General features: G+C 55.7%; 23 protein-coding genes and 2 pseudogenes. 17 read left to right on the top strand and 8 right to left on the bottom strand.

Annotated elements, in window-relative coordinates; genetic code table 11:
* Positions 1-416: 416 nt before the first annotated feature.
* On the top strand, positions 417-929 hold the full coding sequence (locus QZN75_RS03455) for a type IV pilin (RefSeq protein WP_292424757.1): 513 nt from the start codon (positions 417-419) through the stop codon (positions 927-929).
* Between the two features lie 41 nt (positions 930-970).
* Here QZN75_RS03455 and QZN75_RS03450 read toward each other — a convergent pair whose 3' ends face one another.
* Both QZN75_RS03450 and QZN75_RS03445 read right to left on the bottom strand, forming a co-directional pair.
* Positions 971-1165, bottom strand: a complete 195-nt coding sequence (locus QZN75_RS03450) for a rubredoxin (RefSeq protein ID WP_292424755.1) — start codon at positions 1163-1165, stop codon at positions 971-973.
* Positions 1166-1263: 98 nt separating this feature from the next.
* Positions 1264-1833: a DUF99 family protein gene (locus tag QZN75_RS03445; RefSeq protein ID WP_292424752.1), complete on the bottom strand. Its 570-nt coding sequence runs from the start codon at positions 1831-1833 to the stop codon at positions 1264-1266.
* 38 nt (positions 1834-1871) lie between these two features.
* On the opposite strand from QZN75_RS03445, the gene aglJ reads away from it, so the two are divergent.
* Entirely contained in the window at positions 1872-2789 is a 918-nt protein-coding gene (gene aglJ / locus QZN75_RS03440; protein WP_292424751.1) for an S-layer glycoprotein N-glycosyltransferase AglJ, read from the top strand.
* A gap of 66 nt (positions 2790-2855) precedes the next feature.
* Here the strand turns inward: aglJ and QZN75_RS03435 are convergent, their stop codons facing one another.
* Genes QZN75_RS03435 through QZN75_RS03410 form a run of 6 tightly spaced genes read right to left on the bottom strand, consistent with a single transcriptional unit; the run spans position 2856 to position 7274 of the window.
* The gene (locus QZN75_RS03435; protein WP_292424749.1) at positions 2856-3392 is read right to left on the bottom strand and encodes an aldolase; all 537 of its coding nucleotides are present in this window, start codon (positions 3390-3392) and stop codon (positions 2856-2858) included.
* Positions 3365-4012 (bottom strand): endonuclease III domain-containing protein, encoded by a 648-nt coding sequence (locus QZN75_RS03430; protein ID WP_292424746.1) that lies wholly within the window; start codon positions 4010-4012, stop codon positions 3365-3367. Before QZN75_RS03430 ends, QZN75_RS03435 begins: the two co-directional genes overlap by 28 nt.
* Complete coding sequence (npdG, locus tag QZN75_RS03425; protein WP_292424744.1) at positions 3990-4640, bottom strand: NADPH-dependent F420 reductase; 651 nt, start codon at positions 4638-4640, stop codon at positions 3990-3992. The genes QZN75_RS03430 and npdG overlap by 23 nt, the downstream gene beginning before the upstream one ends.
* Entirely contained in the window at positions 4641-4913 is a 273-nt protein-coding gene (gene trxA / locus QZN75_RS03420) for a thioredoxin (protein WP_292424742.1), read from the bottom strand.
* A gap of 55 nt (positions 4914-4968) precedes the next feature.
* Complete coding sequence (locus QZN75_RS03415) at positions 4969-6423, bottom strand: preprotein translocase subunit SecD (protein ID WP_292424741.1); 1455 nt, start codon at positions 6421-6423, stop codon at positions 4969-4971.
* Positions 6420-7274: a protein translocase subunit SecF gene (locus tag QZN75_RS03410; RefSeq protein ID WP_292424739.1), complete on the bottom strand. Its 855-nt coding sequence runs from the start codon at positions 7272-7274 to the stop codon at positions 6420-6422. The genes QZN75_RS03415 and QZN75_RS03410 overlap by 4 nt, the downstream gene beginning before the upstream one ends.
* Positions 7275-7482: 208 nt before the next feature.
* On the opposite strand from QZN75_RS03410, the gene QZN75_RS03405 reads away from it, so the two are divergent.
* From QZN75_RS03405 to QZN75_RS03340, 15 genes and pseudogenes are all read left to right on the top strand, one after another.
* Positions 7483-7791, top strand: coding sequence for a DUF2551 domain-containing protein (locus QZN75_RS03405; RefSeq protein WP_292424737.1), 309 nt, complete (start codon positions 7483-7485; stop codon positions 7789-7791).
* A 64-nt stretch (positions 7792-7855) separates the two neighbouring features.
* Complete coding sequence (locus tag QZN75_RS03400; protein WP_292424735.1) at positions 7856-8143, top strand: hypothetical protein; 288 nt, start codon at positions 7856-7858, stop codon at positions 8141-8143.
* Positions 8140-8547: an archease gene (locus QZN75_RS03395; protein WP_292424733.1), complete on the top strand. Its 408-nt coding sequence runs from the start codon at positions 8140-8142 to the stop codon at positions 8545-8547. The genes QZN75_RS03400 and QZN75_RS03395 overlap by 4 nt, the downstream gene beginning before the upstream one ends.
* A gap of 14 nt (positions 8548-8561) precedes the next feature.
* Entirely contained in the window at positions 8562-9995 is a 1434-nt protein-coding gene (locus QZN75_RS03390; RefSeq protein WP_292424761.1) for an RtcB family protein, read from the top strand.
* 41 nt (positions 9996-10036) lie between these two features.
* Positions 10037-10567 (top strand): hypothetical protein, encoded by a 531-nt coding sequence (locus tag QZN75_RS03385; protein WP_366652793.1) that lies wholly within the window; start codon positions 10037-10039, stop codon positions 10565-10567.
* Positions 10568-10604: 37 nt separating this feature from the next.
* Positions 10605-11027, top strand: a complete 423-nt coding sequence (locus QZN75_RS03380) for a DUF2111 domain-containing protein (RefSeq protein ID WP_292424729.1) — start codon at positions 10605-10607, stop codon at positions 11025-11027.
* A 5-nt stretch (positions 11028-11032) separates the two neighbouring features.
* Complete coding sequence (locus QZN75_RS03375; RefSeq protein WP_292424727.1) at positions 11033-12013, top strand: biotin--[acetyl-CoA-carboxylase] ligase; 981 nt, start codon at positions 11033-11035, stop codon at positions 12011-12013.
* A gap of 45 nt (positions 12014-12058) precedes the next feature.
* Positions 12059-12568, top strand: a complete 510-nt coding sequence (locus QZN75_RS03370) for a biotin transporter BioY (RefSeq protein WP_292424759.1) — start codon at positions 12059-12061, stop codon at positions 12566-12568.
* Positions 12565-13236 (top strand): energy-coupling factor ABC transporter ATP-binding protein, encoded by a 672-nt coding sequence (locus tag QZN75_RS03365; protein WP_292424726.1) that lies wholly within the window; start codon positions 12565-12567, stop codon positions 13234-13236. Before QZN75_RS03370 ends, QZN75_RS03365 begins: the two co-directional genes overlap by 4 nt.
* Positions 13233-13931 carry an energy-coupling factor ABC transporter ATP-binding protein gene (locus tag QZN75_RS03360; RefSeq protein ID WP_292424724.1) on the top strand — a complete coding sequence of 233 codons (699 nt, stop codon included), beginning with the start codon at positions 13233-13235 and terminating at the stop codon, positions 13929-13931. Before QZN75_RS03365 ends, QZN75_RS03360 begins: the two co-directional genes overlap by 4 nt.
* Positions 13913-14566, top strand: coding sequence for a hypothetical protein (locus QZN75_RS03355; protein WP_292424722.1), 654 nt, complete (start codon positions 13913-13915; stop codon positions 14564-14566). Before QZN75_RS03360 ends, QZN75_RS03355 begins: the two co-directional genes overlap by 19 nt.
* A gap of 45 nt (positions 14567-14611) precedes the next feature.
* Positions 14612-16363 (top strand): sodium-extruding oxaloacetate decarboxylase subunit alpha, encoded by a 1752-nt coding sequence (gene oadA, locus QZN75_RS03350; RefSeq protein ID WP_292424720.1) that lies wholly within the window; start codon positions 14612-14614, stop codon positions 16361-16363.
* A pseudogene (locus tag QZN75_RS03345) lies at positions 16360-17367 on the top strand (biotin carboxylase N-terminal domain-containing protein); the annotation flags it as partial. The gene oadA and the pseudogene QZN75_RS03345, both read left to right, overlap by 4 nt.
* Entirely contained in the window at positions 17344-17562 is a 219-nt protein-coding gene (locus QZN75_RS10035; protein WP_394339489.1) for a hypothetical protein, read from the top strand. The pseudogene QZN75_RS03345 and the gene QZN75_RS10035, both read left to right, overlap by 24 nt.
* Positions 17528-17995: pseudogene (locus QZN75_RS03340) on the top strand (acetyl-CoA carboxylase biotin carboxylase subunit); the annotation flags it as partial. The gene QZN75_RS10035 and the pseudogene QZN75_RS03340, both read left to right, overlap by 35 nt.
* Positions 17996-18034 lie beyond the last annotated feature (39 nt).

Here is an 18034-nt window from a genome sequence, read left to right as displayed (position 1 = left end):
CAGTGAGAGGGGGGACTACCCCCCTTGGTTCCAGCGCCACAACCTTGTGTTCGCGTGGAGCGTCCGTCGGAAGAGGGGGGGTTCCCCCTCCGTACCCTGAGGGAGGAGGGGGTCTGCCGATCATAAGTGGGGGGTAGGGGCACCTCCCTTTGCTTCCGGGTTTTGGGCAGCCCCCTCCTCATCCGCATGAGGGGGCCCTACCCCCCTTCTGCCCGGTGAGGGGGGCAGGGTGCTGGTGCCCGGGTATCTGTTTTACCATAATGAGAGAGCCGGCTCGCGGAAATATGATCAGGATTACTAAGTGATACAGGCCGGGAGCCTGTGTCATCCGTGTGTGGATATCCCTGGATTCAGGCACAATTCTTGTAGAAATCAAATGCTATGTATTCATTACCAATAAAAAAGAAGACTGATTCTTGTCGTCCTGTCGCAGATCAGATAGAGCATTATCACCGGCAATCGGCATAATCCTGATGCTCGTGATCACTTTTATTCTTGCGGCACTTGTCCTGCTCCTGATGGTCCAGCTTCCCTATCAGTACGACCAGTCTGTTCCTGCTATCTTTCAGATTACAAAGATCCGGCATGTCAACGAAAATGGAGTCATGAAATTTGACAGTTACATGGTTGTCAGGAATACGGGAACAACCGGCTATGTGAACCTGAATCTCTATGCGCTGACATACCGGAACGGGAAACTTCTCGAGTGCTCTATCACAACCATGAACGGGTATGCATACATCCCCACGCATCACTACCAGATCCAGACACTTGGGGGCCCGGGATCGCAGGGTCGGATCTGGGATCCGAACGAACTGATCTCAATTAATTACAAGGACGGGACCTTTCACCCTGGGGACGTGGTAACCTTTGAGGTCTACGACGTGGTAACCAATCAGATCATCTCGCGCCACACATATACGGCATGAAACGGTAATAAGAAAAAGAGGTCTGAACCGGCCCGGGTGTTTTACTCATCAAGCCTTTTAAACACGCCTTTTTTGGACTTAAGGACATGACACTCCGGGCAGCGCCACGTGCCCGGCAGATCCTCGAACGGGACTCCCGGGGGAATTCCCTGTGTTTTATCCCCTTTTGCCGGATCGTAGATATAGTGGCATTCAAGACATACCCAGCGGGCGAGTTTTACCGACTGTTGTGTCATCTGGTTACCTCGTCATTTCTTTTTTATCCATCTACCTTGCCAGATATGAAATCTCCGGTGGGGGCAGTGCGGGCAAAGTCTCCTGTCCCGGTGTATTCTTAAATCTGGTACCTGACAAAACCGTGGGCGGCGCGGGCAGTAAGCCGTGCGACCCGGAGTGGTTCCGGGATCTTTCCCTCGCAGGTAAACGCCGTGCAGAGCCGGCCGGCATCCGCAGGATCGAGGCCCCAGCTGCGGAGATAGATCGTCGGTCCGTCCGGCAGGGTATGGGGTGTGCGTGCGCCAAGGCGGCAGTATGCGCCCAGCCGTATGGTATCCCCGGGAAAATGGTGGAGGATATCCCCCTCAAGACCCGCGGACTCCTCGTAGGTCACGCAGATGACCGGCAGGCCGGTCCGATCATGCACCTGCATGGGGTCGATGATGTTGAAAAAGGCGATCACGCAGCCCGAGAGGAGGATCACGTTGATGTCCCGGCGGTTAAGCGCATTAACTATTTCAAGGACTGCGTCGGTTGCATCCATGCCGCCGACCGTCACCCGGGAGAATGCACACCCGTCAATTATGAGGTCTTTGCGCATAACAATCCCGGCAAGGGTCGAGTGTTCCCGGCCGGAATAACTATCAGCAATACCGAGCGCCCGGAGGCCTTTTTTCGGGATGTGCATAGAAGCACTTATGATAACGGATTAAAAATACTATACCAATGAAATTCAACAAAGATGAGGTCTGTATCCTTATCCCAACGTTAAATGAGAGCCTGTCCATCGGCCCGGTGGTAAAAGAGTTCCACGATTTCGGGTATACCCATATCCTTGTCATGGATGGCAAGAGTACGGATAATACCGTAAAAAATGCACGGGATGCCGGTGCCTTGGTTAGGACGCAGTCAGGCAAAGGGAAGGGAAATGCGATCATCGAGGCGTTTGAGGTGATCGAGCAACCGTATATTCTGATGCTTGACGGTGACGGCACGTACTCGGTAAAGGATGCGGAGAAGATGCTCACCCCGCTCTTTTTGGGATTTGATCAGGTTATCGGCGACCGGCTCATCAACGCAGAAGAGGGATCGTTCTCGCGGCTTAACCTCTTTGGCAACCACATGCTCAACCTCTTTTTCAAGCTTGCCCACAGCCGGGATCTCCACGATATCCTCTCCGGGTACCGGGCGTTCACAAAACTGGCTGTCCAGCAGATGAACCTCAAGGAGACCGGTTTTGAGATTGAGACCGAGATGTCTGTCGAAGCGGTCAGAAACGGCCAGCGGATCATGGTGGTGCCCATACGGTACTCGCGCCGTCCGGGAACCCCGACAAAGCTCTCCCCCTTCCATGACGGCATCCGGATCGTCACCACGATCTACCGCCTTGCGAGGGTCAACAACCCGATGTTTTATTTTGGTATTATGGGCCTGTTTACTTCCATCCTTGGTCTGCTCACCGGGGTGTATGTTCTCCTTGAATGGCTGCACCACATCGATCATATCCCGCTGACCATCCTGACGGTGCTTCTCGTCGTCGTCGGTATCGAGATCTTCATGTTCGGGATGATCTCAGACATGCTGCTCGTCTTCCACCGGGAGATCATACGGGAGATCCAGTTGAACCAGCCGCCCAAGCAGTAGAAATAAAATCCCAAAAGAAGTAAAATCAGATATTTTTTTTTTAAAAACTGTTCCGTGAATCTTTCACTAAAGGAACATCTTTTTTAATGCGATGATCTTGCAGGCATGTTCGGCAAGGGATGTGAGAAGGAATGCCTCGTCAAGCGTTGCACCGGCGGCAAATGTCCCGTGCCCACGTGCAATGACCAGTTTGTTGTGCTGCATTTCTTCGGCAACTGCGTTCGCAAGGCCCTGCGTCCCGGGCGCGCCGGCAGTCACCGGGATTGCGGGACAGAACATCTCCCCTTCGCTGTCCAGCGGCCGGATCTCGTCTGCCACGAGAGATGCGGCGACTGCGTATGGCGGATGGGCGTGCACGATCGCCCGGTACGGTGTCGTGCGATATACTGCAAGGTGGACGCGGTACTCGCTTGAGGCGTCCTTCGGGACCGGTCCTTCAAACGGCACAAGGACCGGCTCCCCCGGGGCATCCAGGTAGGCACCGGTCTTTTTTATAAAAAAACCGGCGTCCCCGTCACGCACGCTCATGTTCCCGAAGTTTCCTCCGACCAGGTGTTCAGCAAACAGCTTTTTTCCTACCCGTTCAAAGCCATAATCCGGCATCCTTCACACCTCTTCTTTGTACACCATCCTTTGGCGTATTCCACTATATGGGCATGGGTCTGGTGGTACACGTGGGAATCCTCTTCAAGAACACTCTCAAAAAGAGGTTTAAGCGCAGATCGCGGGGTAGTTATGCCGGCACACCGTGCAATGCGCTCAGTATAGGCATCGACTACAAAACTAGGCCGGGAAAAACCGTAGCAGAGGATACTGTCTGCCGTTTCTTCGCCAATCCCGTGTACTCCAAGAAGTCCGGCCCGGAGCGTGGGAGTAGGTATGCCTGCCATCAAATCAATCCCACCACTGGTATCAGTCACGAACGCAGCCAAAGCTTTGAGCCGGCGCGCCTTTATCCGGTAGAAACCGGTACACCGCACGGCCTCCTCGATCTCCTGAGGGTCTGCTGTGTATATGGCAGACATAGAGCACAGGCCACGCTCCTTAAGGAGGGCAAGTGCCCGCACGACATTCTCCCACCGGGTCTGCTGGGTTAAGATCGACCCGATCATGACCTCATCGGTATCCCCGGGCCACCAGGGAATTTCCCCGAACCGGCCCTCAAGGATACCGACAATCTTTTCGGCCTTTGCGGCGTTGTTACCGGAACTGGATGCCGACATCCCGCATCTTGTTGTACCGGGCGATATTGAGCACCAGTGGTGTGAGCGATTCGATAAGCGGTGAAACTGAAAGCGGGCCGGCGTTGAATGCCTGAAGTTTTGAGACCCGGTTCACGAGTTCCATCACCTGACGCTTTGCATCCTCGTCGTCACTACAGACCGGTACCGAATAAACCAGTTCTTCGTCCAGCGCCTTCCACCGGTTTGCAGCGATGGTGTTGAACGCGCAGCAGAGCCGCGCCTCCTTTGGCAGGAGTTTTTTGATCAACAGCGCCGCCGACCCTTCCGGCGGGGGAACAAAAACGAAGTGATCCTGTTTTTCCATCGGGTTGACCGGGCTTATAACAATTTTATCCTCAAAGCCGTGCAGGGTCGAGAGTGTCGGTACCACGTGCTTGAACGGGATTGCGAGGATCACGATCTCGCCCTCATCAACCGCCCCTTGGTTTGAGACCCCACTGACCGAACAGGACTGCCCGCGGTTTTTAAGGGTCTCCCGGGCAACCGTGCAGCTCGCTTCAGCCTTGTCCTGCTCACGCGACCCGACAACAACGTCAAAGACCGGCGAGAGGCGCCTCGTCATACCTTCCCCGATATCCCCGGTGCCGCCGACAATGCCGATCTTCACTTATCCCACCAGCGGCCGGAGCAGTTTTTCGAGCGTTGCGGCGTCGGTGACGCCTTCCATGGTCTGGACAACTTTTCCGTCCTTTTCGATAATAAGTGTCGGCACCACGCGGATCCCGTATTTTTCCGCCAGGTCCATGTGCTCGTCAACGTCCACTTTTTTTATCTCAATGGTGTCGCCCAGTTTTTTTGCCACTTCCTCGATGATCGGTGTCTGCATCCGGCAGGGCCCGCACCAGGTGGCAAAAAAGTCGTACAGAACAGGTCTCGTCATGTAATCATACCCGGTAAGAGTAGTCGATAAAAAAAAAGATAAATCTATGGTATTGTTATTGGGAGAGGATCTCCATGATGATCTTACCATAGGCGGGTCTTGTCACTATCACACCAACAAGGACACCCATCATGGTGATGATGGCAAATCCTTTGAGCGTGGAAAGATCCATGAGTGCGAGTGGCAGCATCGCAATCAGCACCGTTGCTGCGGCGACCACGATGATGGTGAGCGCCCGGGCAAGCCTCTTTAGGTAGACGGTTTGTGACGGGACGATACCTTCGTGGAGGATCTCATCGGTAATGACGACCAGCTGGTCGATACCGGTCCCAAGCACGGCGATCAACCCGGCAATGGTCGGGAGATCCATCTGGAACTTGATGACGCTGATGAACCCGAGCAGGATCACGATCTCAGAGGCATTGATCAATACCATAGGGAGCACGATCCTCGGCTCGCGGTACCGGTAGAAGATCACAAACGCGACCGTGATCAGCGCAAGAATACCGGCGATCAGGCACATCGCCATGTAGTGGGAACCAAGCGACGCGGAGGTCGAACCGGATCCTGCTACCGATACATCGACCGGTAACGCACCGGCACGAAGCTGGATCTCGAGGTTAGTTGCCTGCTGCATCCCGTATGTTCCCGTACCGGTAGAGGCAGTCATAGTGCGGGTGGTTTCACTCTGGAGGGACGAGGCAAGGTTCGATGACAGCGGTGCAGAATAGACCGTCTTGTTATCGAGGATCATCGCCAGTTGATGATGAGTGGGATCTGTTGTTGCGCCATACTTGATAGCCGCGTCTCTGAATGTCTCGGCACCCGCATCGCTCAGGGTAAACCCGACACCCCAGTTGCCCGAAGTGTCCTTGCTTGGGACCTGGACACTGGTGATAGTATCGCCATAGAGGACATGTTCGGTTTCATTACCTGTCGTCTGGATACGGATCTCGAATTTGCCCTGCTTCCCTATGATCTGCTGGGCCTGGTTCATATCGACTCCGGCCATCTCTACGCGCACGTACCGGGCGACATTGTTCATCCCGGTAAGGGTGTTGACCTTTGCATCCTTGGTACCCATTGCGTTAATTTTTTGTTCGAGGATCTGCTTGACCAGGTCCGCTGAGGCCTTTGATATACCGGGCTGGTACGAGACGACTGTCCCGCCTTCGGCTTCAAAGTAGGGCTCAAGTTCTGCCTGTGTGTAGGATTTCCGAATCTCAAGATGGTTGGCATCGACTTGTTCAACATCGGTGTCGAGGCTCTTTGAGAGGTTGGCGACAAAGGTATCGACCGGTTCTGTTGTCGTGTACCCGACTACTTCTGCCTTGAATTCAAGCTGGAGCCAGGCCCCCTGCTGGAGATCGAGGCCGTATTGGAGGTTTGTTGTCAGGTTGCCACTGTTGTCGAAATGCGGGTAGATGGCGACAACCGAGAGGACTAAAAGGATGATCAGCGTGAGGACCCGCCAGTCCTTGAGGAGGTCCTTTATCCGTTCCTGCTTCATTTCCCACCTCCTTTGAGGACATACCATTTCAATATGCCGACGTTCGTGAGCCAGGTGTTGAGGATATCAAAGATGAGCCCTATCAGGAGAACTGCCGAGATTTCTTCAATGACCTGCACCTGCCCAAGCCAGGATACAATAAGCAGCATTGTAACCGCCGCGAGGGTCGTGGAGGTCATGATGATACCAGTATGGAACGCACCCGTCAACTTGTCGTTAAGTTTTCCCTGCCGTTTGAGCACCCGTGTGGTGAGCAATATGTCGCTGTCGACGGAATAACCGATCAGCATGAGCAGTGCCGCGGTGGTCCCGAGCGAAAGGGAAATACCGACAACATTCATCATTGCTGCAGTCATGACCATGTCGGCAAATGCCGAGAGGACAACTGCACAGGACGGGACAAATGTCCGAAACGAGACAAAGACGACGATTGCCATGCCGATAAAGGCAAGGATCATGGCGATAAACGCCTGATCCTGCAGGGTCTTACCAAAGGATTCGCCGATCTGGTCCACCCGTGCATCCGGGTATTTGCTTGCGATCAGTGTGGTCAGGCTCTTGTACTTCGCATCGTCCATGGTCGCGAATGTAATGAACTTCCCGTTGCTGAGCCCCTCGCTGATACTCACGAGAGGATAGTCCGCAAATAGTGTACGGATCTGATCGGAGGTATCCGGCGTGATCACCGTTACGGCAGTCCCGCCGGAAAAATCGATCCCCGGCTTGACCGGCATCCCGACCGTTACCGTAACAAACGCAAGCACCACGAGCGATATGGCCAGCAGCACCATCGGGATTATCACCAGTTGTTTTGGTGAATATTTTTCGATGTTGTAACTGAATAATCCCATAGCATATTCATCTGTTCATGAACGATAAATAATTACCAGATGGCTGGTGATGCCCGTACTGTTCTCCGGTACCGGTACTGATCATGGCTCCCGGTACCAATTTCACAGAATATCTGCGTGTCCTGCCAGAATAGCGGGATTTCCAAACGGGGTTTTTAAAACGGGAAAATACAAAAAATATATATGGAGAAAGTTGCGACACTACCCCATGGGATCTCAGTTTGAGATCGAACAGATGATTGAGGGGCGGCTGAGATCGTATCTCTCACGGGATAAGACCGGCATCCGCCGCGAGGTGCTCCGGCTCCTCCTGCGCATTAAGCAGATGACGATTGCAGACATTCTTGCTGAGCTCAAAGAACAGTTCTCGGTTTCATTCCATACGATGGCATCGATGGTCGGTATCATTGCCTCCCGTATCGGGATCCTGAAGGTCAACCGGAATGTCGGAGGCGTCAGTACCTATGAGCTCAAGGAGAAGTACGCCTCAATGGTTGTCCGGCTCGTAAGCGCATGATCTTTGAACCCCTCACTTTAACCATAACCGTTTTTTAACAACTCCTTACAATAGTACTGACATAATGCCCGGTAATCCTTCTGATACATCCGAAGTCTCCCGGATTGCGATTGCACCCGATGTCATGGACTACATCGAGAAGAGAGACTGCGATTTCCGCGTGTGTACCTCCTGCGGAGGTCCGATCCTTCTCCCGGTACGTGTAAAACCGCCCAAGAAAAGTGATCTTCTTCTCAAGGCCGCCCACCACACCATCTATGTCTCCATCCACCAGGCACGTTTTCTCGATGAAATCCGGATTGACATGATCCCTTTCTATGAAGAAGAGTCGGCAGGGTACGGGCAGAGATGAGTTACGAAGAGCTGCCCCATACCGCAGATGTGAAAATACGGGCCTGTGCCCCCACGCTTGATGCCCTGTTTGGTGAGGCGTGCAGGGCGCTGATGCAGGTGATGTACGGAGGAGACCGTAGTGGCGGGACAACCAGATCTATCGATCTCGACGCACCGGACCAGGAATCGCTTTTTTGTGATTTTCTCTCGGAAGTGCTGTATGTTTCGGAAGTGGACGGGCTGGTCTTCCGGCAGGCTGACGTGCGCCTTGAAGGGATGCACATCCATGCGGTCCTTGACGGTGAACCGTTCGATCCGGTGCGGCATAATAAGGGAACTGAGGTAAAGGGAATTTCTTACTCGGGCCTGTCCATCCAGAAAGATGCCAAAGGATATATGCTGGACATCTTATTTGATGTATGAAGGGGGTCGGGGGAATGCTTGACGGTGTGATACGGGCCGGTACTAACGAGTGGGAGATCCCGGTCGGGTATGTGCCCGGCATGCGTGTGCCGGGAAGGTTTTTCCTTTCGGATGCGCTTGCGGCACTTCTTGAACCGGGTGCCGTGCAGCAGCTTGCAAACGTCGCCACCCTGCCCGGGATTGTCCGGTGTTCGCTTGGCATGCCGGATATCCACTGGGGCTACGGGTTTCCCATCGGCGGCGTCGCGGCGTTTTCCCTTGACGAGGGCGTCATCTCCCCGGGCGGTGTCGGGTTTGACATCAACTGCGGGGTCCGGCTCTTTACAACGCCGCTCGCGCAGGCGGACATAAAAAAGCCTCGTGAGTTCATAGAGTCCCTGTTCCATGCTGTGCCGACCGGTGTCGGCGCAAAAAGTTCCCTGAAAATCTCTCCGGCTGCACTTACGGCTGTGATGGAAAAGGGTGCACGCTGGGCGGTGGAGGCCGGGTACGGGGTTGAACGAGATCTTGCCCGGTGTGAAGAGGGTGGCTGTATGAAGCAGGCTGACATCCGTGCGGTTTCGGCCAAGGCCCGGGCCCGGGGAATCCCGCAGGGGGGGACGCTCGGGTCGGGAAACCACTTCCTTGAGATCCAGGTTGTCAGCGAGATTTACGATGAGATCGCGGCGAAAGCGTTCGGTCTTCTCAAAGGGCAGATCTGCTGTATGATCCACTGCGGTTCCCGGGGGCTCGGCCACCAGGTCTGCACCGATCATCTCAAGACTCTTGAGACGGCAACAAAAAAATACCATATCACACTCCCGGATCGTCAGCTTGCCTGCGCCCCGATCCAGTCTCCTGAAGGAAAAGCCTATTTTGGTGCTATGGCCGCCGCCGCTAACTATGCCTGGGCCAACCGCCAGCTGATCATGCACGCGGCCCGCCTGCAGTTTGAGCGGATGTTTTCCATCGGGTACGAAAGCATGCCGCTTGTCTACGATGTCACCCATAACGTGGCAAAGATCGAGGAGCACACGGTTGACGGTCACAGGGTTACGCTCTGCGTGCACCGCAAGGGTGCCACCCGCTCGTTCGGGCCGGGCACCCGGGACCTGCCCGGGGATCTTGCCACGATCGGCCAGCCGGTGATTATTCCCGGCAGCATGGGCACGTCCTCGTTCGTGCTCAAAGGGACCGCAACGGCAATGGAACGCACCTTTGGCAGTACCTGCCACGGGTCTGGCCGGGTCATGAGCCGGTCTCAGGCAAAGAAGAGGATGACCGGAAAAGAGGTGGCAGATCATCTCCTCGCACAGGGCATCATTGTCCGGGCGCCAAACGAAGCGGCGATAGCCGATGAAGCCCCTGAAGTCTACAAGCCAAGCAGCGAGGTGGTGCAGGTAGTCCACGATGCCGGGCTCTCGGCCCTCGTCGCCCGCCTGTCCCCGCTGGGAGTGATCAAGGGTTGAGCTGCCGGGCAGGATTTGTCTGGGAAACCCCCCAGCATTTTGTGAGGTACATTGAGGACTGCGGTATCCCGTGCGAGCTGGTCACCCCGTATATGCTGGCCGCCCCGTTTTTCCGTGGTTCATTCTCGTGCCTCATCATCCCCACCGGGTTTGCAAACCCGGCCTACTGCCGGCTGCTCCCCGCGCTCCGGGCATCATCGGACCGCATAGAAAAATTTGTCGAAAACGGCGGCAACCTCCTTGTCTTTGGGGCCGCGATCGACCGGGCGGACGCGTATGACTGGCTGCCGTTCCCGGTCACGTACCGGCACGAGGTTTTTCCCCGGAATGTCGCGTGCGGATCGTCGGAACTGGGGACGACACTGGTGGAGGACTACGATCCCTCCTGCATCGAATGCGATGGTACATTTCCCACTTATGAGGGATGTGTTGCAGGGTCAGCGGACGGATCAACAGTAATCATCGAGAAAACCGTGGGGACGGGAACGGTGGTCGTGACGAGCGTCCACGAATACCCGTCCCGTGCATTTGTAAAAAAATTCTGCGCTTCCGGGACACAAACCTTATTCTAGCAGGAAAAAGACCAGAATGATAGTGAGGTTGTGTCCGATGCACCGCTATACTTTTTGTGAAACTGCGGAGGCAGCAGATCTTGAACCCGTGGTGCTGGCCATCCACGAGGTCATCCACCGCCTTCCGGTGACGGCGAAATCGTTACGGAGACCCGGTATCCGGATAGAGGACGGCCGGGTGATCGATCGCAATTATACCGGCCCGGTGCTCGAACAGGCTATCGCATCGAACACGGTGATAAAAATAATACCTGAAAAGGGTGCATACAAAGGGGTGCCGGTGACCGTTGCCCCCATACGGGATCATGAGGGGCACGCGATCGGTGCAATCGGTGTCGTCGATGTCACCGGCATCTTCGATCTTGCCACGCTCATGGAGCATCAGTCCGCCATCATTAAGCAGGTGTGCGGCAAGGATCCCTGCCCGCTGCCGGAAGAATCCAGTAATTCAAAGAAGTGATAACCATGCCGGACTCTGCATTCAGGGTAATGGAAATCCTCGAAAAGTCGGACGGGCCGGTCTCGGGAGAGGCCATCAGCAACGAACTGGGAATTACCCGCTCCTCCGTCTGGAAGCACATCAATGAGCTCCGCATGATGGGTTACGACATCTCGTCATCCCAGAAAGAGGGGTACCGGCTCACACGTATGAGCAGCAAACTGCTCCCGTATGAGATCCACAAGAAACTCCAGACAAAATTCATCGGGAAGAATATGAGGTACCTCGAGAACACGCCCTCGACAATCTGGGTGGGAAAACAGCTCTGTGCTGATGGCGATTTGGAAAAGATGCACGGGATGGTGATCATCGCTGAGGAGCAGACCGGGGGTGTCGGCCGGATGGGGCGGGCATGGGTCTCGCCCAGCGGCGGGATCTGGCTCACGATTGTCTTAAAACCTCATATCCCGATCGATCACGTCTTCATGATCACCATGGCAGGTTCTGTCGCGGTAGCACGGGCGATGCGAAAGGAGTTCGATCTGGGCGCCCTGATCAAGTGGCCCAACGACATCTTCATCGGGAACAAGAAGGTAGCCGGGCTGCTGCTCGAACTTGCGGCAGAAGCCGATAACGTGCACTACTGTCTCTTGGGAATGGGGATCGATGCAAATGTTCCTATCAGCCAGTTCTCCCCTGAGCTACAGAACAATATCACCTCGATATCCGCAGAGCTCGGTCACGAGGTGGACCGTGCCTCGTTCCTTGCCCGGATCTTAAAAGAGTTTGAGAGCCATTATCTCCTTATTGAAAGTGGGGAATACGATACCATCATACGGGAATGGAAAAGCCTCTCCTGCACGCTCGAACACCGGGTGGATATACGGACGCTCAAAAACAGTTTCTCCGGAGAAGCGGTCGATATCGATGAGTACGGCGCGCTCATCATACGGAAAGACAACGGCAAGCTCGAACGCGTGATCGCCGGCGATTGTTTTCACCAGTGACCGGCACTCTTTTATCGTCAACCAACATTTTTTTAGTGGTTGACGATGTTTGGCGATCTCCAGCGCTCCCGGTGTATTGCCTATACAACTGCATTCATCGGTTTGATCACGGTCGGCGGGTGGATCTCTGTCCCGTTTGTTCCAACTCCGTTTACTCTCCAGACGTTTTTTGTCCTGCTCGCGGGAGCGGTGATGAAACGCGACGCTGTCATCCCGGCCACGCTGTACGTGGCGCTTGGGGCACTGGGACTACCGGTCTTCCATAACGGTGTTGCCGGTATTGGCGTCCTGCTTGGTCCTACCGGGGGTTACATTATCGGGTTTATCCCGGCAGCCCTGATCGCCGGTGTTGCCTGTGAGTCCGTCTCGCCGGCGCGCAGGATAGCGGGGCTTGCCATCGCATCCGTCCTTGTTCTCCTGTGCGGCGTGGCATGGCTGATCGGTTCTACGGGTATGGCCCCGGCCACCGCGTTCTTTCTGGGGATGATAATCTTCCTTCCCGGGGATGCGGTCAAGACCGGCGCCGCGTACCTGATCGCGCGGCACCTGCCATGATCACGTTTGAAAATATCCGGTACCGGCTCCTTGCCATCGATACGCTTGCGATATCCCCGGGCGTCACATCGGTGATCGGTCCGAACGGCAGCGGTAAGAGCACATTGTTAAAACTCTGCGCCGGTATTGCAGAACCTGACCGCGGGACGGTGCTCGTCAATGGCAGGTCCCCCCGGGAGACTGAGACCGGGTACGTGAACGAGTTCCCGGACCGGAACATCCTCTTCTCCACGGTAACAGACGAACTGGCCTCCCCGCTGCGCTTTCGTCACACCCCCTGCAGGGAGACCGACCGGTCAGTCCGCGCATGTGCGGAAACGATGGGCATCACCCGGCTGCTCGACCGGAATATGCAGGACCTGAGCGGGGGGGAAAAGGTCCTCGTCGCGCTCGCAGCGGCATGCATCAGCCGGCCGCGTGTCCTCATTCTTGATGAATGCGATTCGCACCTTGACGCTGACCGGTGTGCATGGCTGGATGCTGTGCTCCGTGCATCGGGCGCTGAATATGTCATACGGTGTACGCAGCAGATGGAAACCGCCGTAGAAGGGGATCACCTCGTATATATTGAGGGAGGTAGAGTTCTGCATGCCGGGATGCCGACCGCTGTCTTTCCCCTGCTTGCTGATACCCCGTTTTACCCGCTCTCGTGGAGGTGGCCGGTATGAGACTCGTTCTCGATCACCTCACCGCATGCCATCCGTTCTGGTCGCTTGTGGCGAACGGCGTTTTTTCCCCGGGCGTTCATCTGGTGAGCGGGGATGTCGGCAGCGGAAAGTCTACGCTTGCTCTCATGATGGCCGGGCTGCTTACACCGGAAAGCGGTACTGTAATCCGGGAGAGCATACCACAGATGATGCTCTCGTTCCAGTTCCCCGAGTTCCACATCACCGGCCTCTCCGTCGCGGAGGAATGCCGGTCATGGAACCTTGATCCGGATGCAGTTATCCGGTCAGCGGGTATCGATGTTGCAAAAGAAACACCCTCACTCTCGCTGAGCCGGGGGGAGCTCAAGCGTCTGCATCTCGCCTGCGTCCTTGCCCGGGACTACGATCTCCTGCTGCTTGATGAGCCGTTTTCGTCGCTTGACTGCCCGGGAAAAGAGTGGGTCTGCAGGCAGATGAACAAACGGGCCGGGGGGATCACCGTGATCTTCACCCATGAGCAGAGCATCTTTCCCGACATCGACCATATCTGGGAAATTGTGGGGGGGGAACTGGCCGACTGCGGCGATATGCCCGGGGCGGTCGTGCACTGGCAGCATGCGCCGCCTCTGGTAAAGAAACTCATCTGCACCGGGAGAAGTCCGTTGGCACTTACGCCGGAGGGCATCAGGGAGGCTGCATGCAGGACCCGCGGATAAGACTGCTCTGTGCATTCCTGCTCTCGTTTGCGGCATTCGCGAGTGTCACCGGTGCCGTTGCGGTCTTTGTCTGGTGGCTGGCATTTACTCCCCGGTGGCACAGCATCCGGCACCGCACTGCGCTCCTTGCGACACTTGTTCTGTTTGTTATTGTCGCGGGTGTCATGACCCTTGCGGGGAGCGACGGGCTCTCGTATCTCGTACGGATGATTGCGATACTTCTTGTCGGTACCTGGGTGTATGCCGAGTCCTGCACCGGTGATTTCCTTTCTGCGGGTACCTGGCTTTTCGGTACCCGGATCGGGTTTGAGGCAGGGATGATCGCCGGGATGGCGATGCAGATGGCAACCGGGCTCTCGGAGGATTTTCGTCGGATACGGATTGCGACAGGTCTGAAGGGGCAGCCATGGGGTATCTGCAGTATCGTGCCTGCGGGGCGTATCCTCATCCACGATGCGCTCAGGCGGGCGGATGAAACCGCTGAAGTGCTCGCCATGCGGGGGTACCGTAACGGGGGGACAATCTGCCCGCACTTTCATACAACACTCCGTGATGGACTAGCCGGGACCTGTGCGGCTGCGGCTCTCGTTCTCGCATATTTCCCCGTTAGTGAATTTTTTATACTTTACAGGTGAAGCTTTGAGAGGCTAATTGTAATACCGGAGGCCCTGAGGTTTCCCATGTGTGCTGCCGTTTCTCGTAAAGTTCTTATCACCGATACCACTCTTCGCGATGCCCACCAGTCTCTCATTGCCACCCGCCTCCGCACTGAAGATATGATCCCGCTCGCACGTGAGATGGATACCTGCGGTTTTTTCTCTGCAGAGGCGTGGGGCGGGGCTACATTTGATACCTGCATACGGTTTTTAAATGACGATCCCTGGGACCGGCTCCGCGCACTCAAAGCAGAGCTGAAACACACCCCGGTCCAGATGCTGCTCCGCGGCCAGAACCTTGTCGGGTACCGCCATTATTCCGATGACGTGGTCGACCGGTTTGTCGCTGCGTCCTATAAAAACGGCGTGGATATCTTTCGGGTCTTTGACGCGCTCAACGATATAAGGAACATGAAGCGTTCGATGGAGCAGGTAAAAAAGACCGGGGCACACCTCCAGGGCACGATATCCTATACGACAAGCCCGGTCCACAGCAATAAAATGTTTATCGGGATGGCAAAGGAACTTGCCGCGCTCGACTGCGATTCCATCTGCATCAAGGACATGGCAGGGCTTATCATGCCCGAGGCAGCGCGAGAGCTCATCAGCGGCATAAAAAAGGCTGTTGACATCAAAGTCTGCCTTCACAGCCACTCCACAAGCGGGATTGCCCCCATGAGTTACCAGGCGGCCATCGAATCCGGCGTGGATATTCTTGATACGGCCATGTCGCCGTTCTCGATGGGGACCTCGCAACCGCCGACCGAAAGTGTCGTAGCTTCGCTTACCGGGACTCCCCGGGATACCGGTATCGACCTCCTGAAACTCAGGACGGTCCGGAATACCTGCGTGCAGATCCGCGAGAAATATGCGGGACTCTTAAACCCGATCTCCGAACGCGTGGACAGCAACGTACTCATCTACCAGCTGCCCGGCGGCATGATCTCCAACCTTGTCTCGCAGCTGGAGGAGCAGGATGCGCTTGACCGTCTTGACGACGTGTTTGCCGAGATCCCACGTGTCAGGAAAGATCTTGGTTACCCGCCACTCGTGACACCAACAAGCCAGATCGTGGGGACACAGGCGGTCTTGAACGTGCTCGTGAACGGCGGCCAGCGGTACTCGAACGTCACGAAGGAGGTCAAGGATTACGTGCGCGGGCTGTACGGGCGTTCTCCGGCACCGGTCAGCGAGGAGATCCGCAGGAAGATTATCGGTGACGAGAAACCGATAACCTGTCGTCCGGCTGATATGCTGGAACCATCCTACGAGCGTATGAAGGCAGAGGCAGAAAAAGCCGGACTCGTTAAAAAAGAGGAGGATGTCCTCACTTACATTATGTATCCGGCAATCGCGCCGTCGTTTTTGAAAGGCGAGCGGCAGCTTGAAGCGCTTCCAAAGAAGCAGCAGACCGCCCAGCAGGAGGCAGCTTCCGGTGGTATCCCGGACCAGATGGAAGTTGAAGTGGACGGCGAGGTGTTTTCCGTCCGCATCGTATCTGTCGGGGGAAACAAGGTCCAGGTGGAAAATGTCGCAGCCCAGAAAGCGCCGCGCGGGGATATCGTGGGCGGGATCCGGAGCAATATGCAGGGCATGGTGCTCCAGGTCATGGTCAACCGGGGCGCGACGGTCAAAAAAGGCGATACCCTCATTGTGCTTGAGGCGATGAAGATGGAGAACCCCATCCACAGTCCCGTGGACGGCAAGGTCACCGAGATTTTTATCGATACCGGCGATGTCGTCCAGAACGGCGATGTATTGCTGGTGGTGCAATGAAATTTTTTGAGAAGATCCTGATCGCGAACCGTGGTGAGATTGCGATTCGGGTCATGCGTGCGTGCCGGGAACTCGATATCGACACCGTGGCGATCTATTCCTCCGTGGACAAGAACGCCCTCCATGTGAAATATGCGGACGAGGCATTCCCGGTCGGCGAGGCGCACCCGTCCAAAAGCTACCTTAACATGGACCGGATCGTCGATATCGCAAAAAAGAGCGGGGCAGAGGCGATCCACCCGGGGTACGGTTTCCTCGCGGAGAACTACCGGTTCGCGAAGCTCTGCGCTGATGAGGGTGTGACCTTCATCGGGCCCACATCAAAAACCATCCATGCCATGGGCTCCAAGATCGGTAGCAAGAAGATGATGAAAAAAGCCGGTGTGCCGGTGCTGCCGGGAACCGATGACGGGATCCGCGACATCGACATGGCAAAAAAGGTCGCAGAAGAGATCGGCTACCCGGTGATCGTAAAAGCAAGTGCGGGCGGCGGTGGCATCGGCATGCAGATTGTCAATGACGAGACAACGCTTGAAGAGGCGATCACGGGAAGCATGCGTATCGCCCAGTCCGCATTTGGCGATCCGACCGTCTTTATTGAGAAATACCTTGTCAAACCCCGGCATATCGAATTCCAGGTGCTTGCTGATGAAAACCATCATGCGGTCCATCTCTATGACCGAGAGTGCTCCATCCAGCGCCGGCACCAGAAACTGGTTGAGGAAGCGCCTTCGGCGATCATGACACCTGAACTGCGTGCGCGCATGTCGGCCGCTGCGCTCAAGGTGGCAGAAGTATCTGATTATACGAATGCCGGGTCGGTCGAGTTCCTGTACAGCAACGGAAACTTTTACTTCATGGAGATGAATACCCGGCTGCAGGTCGAACATACAGTCACCGAGTTTATCACCGGCGTCGATCTGGTCAGGCAGCAGATCGCAATTGCCGCCGGGGAATCGCTGCCCTTCGATCAGGAGGATATCTCGATCCGGGGGCATGCGATCGAGTGCCGGATCAATGCGGAACATCCCGTTCGGTTCACTCCGTCGGCGGGAAAGATTACGGCGTTCAACGTGCCGGGCGGAAATGGGATTCGGGTGGACACGGCGCTTTATGCCGAGGGAGTGATTCCGCCGTATTACGACTCGCTGATCGCCAAGNNTCGAGTGCCGGATCAATGCGGAAGATCCGCTCAATAATTTTGCCGCAGACCCGGGTAAGATCCTCCGGTACCGCTCGCCAGGTGGCCCCGGTATCCGCGTGGACAGCGGCATCCACATGGGGTATATGATCCCGCCGAACTATGACTCAATGATAGCGAAACTCTGCGCGTGGGACAGCACCCGCCCCGAGGTTATCAAAAGGATGCGCCGCGCAATATCGGAGTATATCATTCTCGGGATCAAGACGACGCTCCCGCTTCATTACGCGATCATGAACAACCAGCAGTTTATCGAAGGCAATACGCATACCCACTTCCTGCAGGAAGAGCATATTATAAAGACCCTCGAACGTTACAAAAATGACGAGGAAGCACGGATGCAGACGCTGGCCGGCTCGTTCTCGCAGGGCAACAAGGTTGCTGCGATCACGGCTGCGGTCAACGTTTATCTCCAGCAGAAAAAGGTCTGATGCGGAAATTCGCGTATATCAGAACCTTTAAGAGTTTTT

It is taken from the genome of Methanoregula sp. (assembly GCF_003170075.1).
Lineage (GTDB): Archaea > Halobacteriota > Methanomicrobia > Methanomicrobiales > Methanospirillaceae > Methanoregula.
The sequence above is the reverse complement of the archived record's forward strand: the minus strand, read 5'-3'. Positions and strand labels throughout refer to the sequence as shown.

Bases quoted from the DNA above. Each gene is read 5' to 3' on its own strand.
- QZN75_RS03450 (WP_292424755.1), bottom strand. From the start codon at position 1,165: ATGACACAACAGTCGGTAAAACTCGCCCGCTGGGTATGTCTTGAATGC.
- QZN75_RS03445 (WP_292424752.1), bottom strand. From the start codon at position 1,833: ATGCACATCCCGAAAAAAGGCCTCCGGGCGCTCGGTATTGCTGATAGT.
- aglJ (WP_292424751.1), top strand. From the start codon at position 1,872: ATGAAATTCAACAAAGATGAGGTCTGTATCCTTATCCCAACGTTAAAT.
- QZN75_RS03435 (WP_292424749.1), bottom strand. From the start codon at position 3,392: ATGCCGGATTATGGCTTTGAACGGGTAGGAAAAAAGCTGTTTGCTGAA.
- QZN75_RS03430 (WP_292424746.1), bottom strand. From the start codon at position 4,012: ATGTCGGCATCCAGTTCCGGTAACAACGCCGCAAAGGCCGAAAAGATT.
- trxA (WP_292424742.1), bottom strand. From the start codon at position 4,913: ATGACGAGACCTGTTCTGTACGACTTTTTTGCCACCTGGTGCGGGCCC.
- QZN75_RS03415 (WP_292424741.1), bottom strand. From the start codon at position 6,423: ATGAAGCAGGAACGGATAAAGGACCTCCTCAAGGACTGGCGGGTCCTC.
- QZN75_RS03410 (WP_292424739.1), bottom strand. From the start codon at position 7,274: ATGGGATTATTCAGTTACAACATCGAAAAATATTCACCAAAACAACTG.
- QZN75_RS03405 (WP_292424737.1), top strand. From the start codon at position 7,483: ATGGGATCTCAGTTTGAGATCGAACAGATGATTGAGGGGCGGCTGAGA.
- QZN75_RS03400 (WP_292424735.1), top strand. From the start codon at position 7,856: ATGCCCGGTAATCCTTCTGATACATCCGAAGTCTCCCGGATTGCGATT.
- QZN75_RS03395 (WP_292424733.1), top strand. From the start codon at position 8,140: ATGAGTTACGAAGAGCTGCCCCATACCGCAGATGTGAAAATACGGGCC.
- QZN75_RS03390 (WP_292424761.1), top strand. From the start codon at position 8,562: ATGCTTGACGGTGTGATACGGGCCGGTACTAACGAGTGGGAGATCCCG.
- QZN75_RS03380 (WP_292424729.1), top strand. From the start codon at position 10,605: ATGCACCGCTATACTTTTTGTGAAACTGCGGAGGCAGCAGATCTTGAA.
- QZN75_RS03375 (WP_292424727.1), top strand. From the start codon at position 11,033: ATGCCGGACTCTGCATTCAGGGTAATGGAAATCCTCGAAAAGTCGGAC.
- QZN75_RS03370 (WP_292424759.1), top strand. From the start codon at position 12,059: ATGTTTGGCGATCTCCAGCGCTCCCGGTGTATTGCCTATACAACTGCA.
- QZN75_RS03365 (WP_292424726.1), top strand. From the start codon at position 12,565: ATGATCACGTTTGAAAATATCCGGTACCGGCTCCTTGCCATCGATACG.
- QZN75_RS03360 (WP_292424724.1), top strand. From the start codon at position 13,233: ATGAGACTCGTTCTCGATCACCTCACCGCATGCCATCCGTTCTGGTCG.
- QZN75_RS03355 (WP_292424722.1), top strand. From the start codon at position 13,913: ATGCAGGACCCGCGGATAAGACTGCTCTGTGCATTCCTGCTCTCGTTT.
- oadA (WP_292424720.1), top strand. From the start codon at position 14,612: ATGTGTGCTGCCGTTTCTCGTAAAGTTCTTATCACCGATACCACTCTT.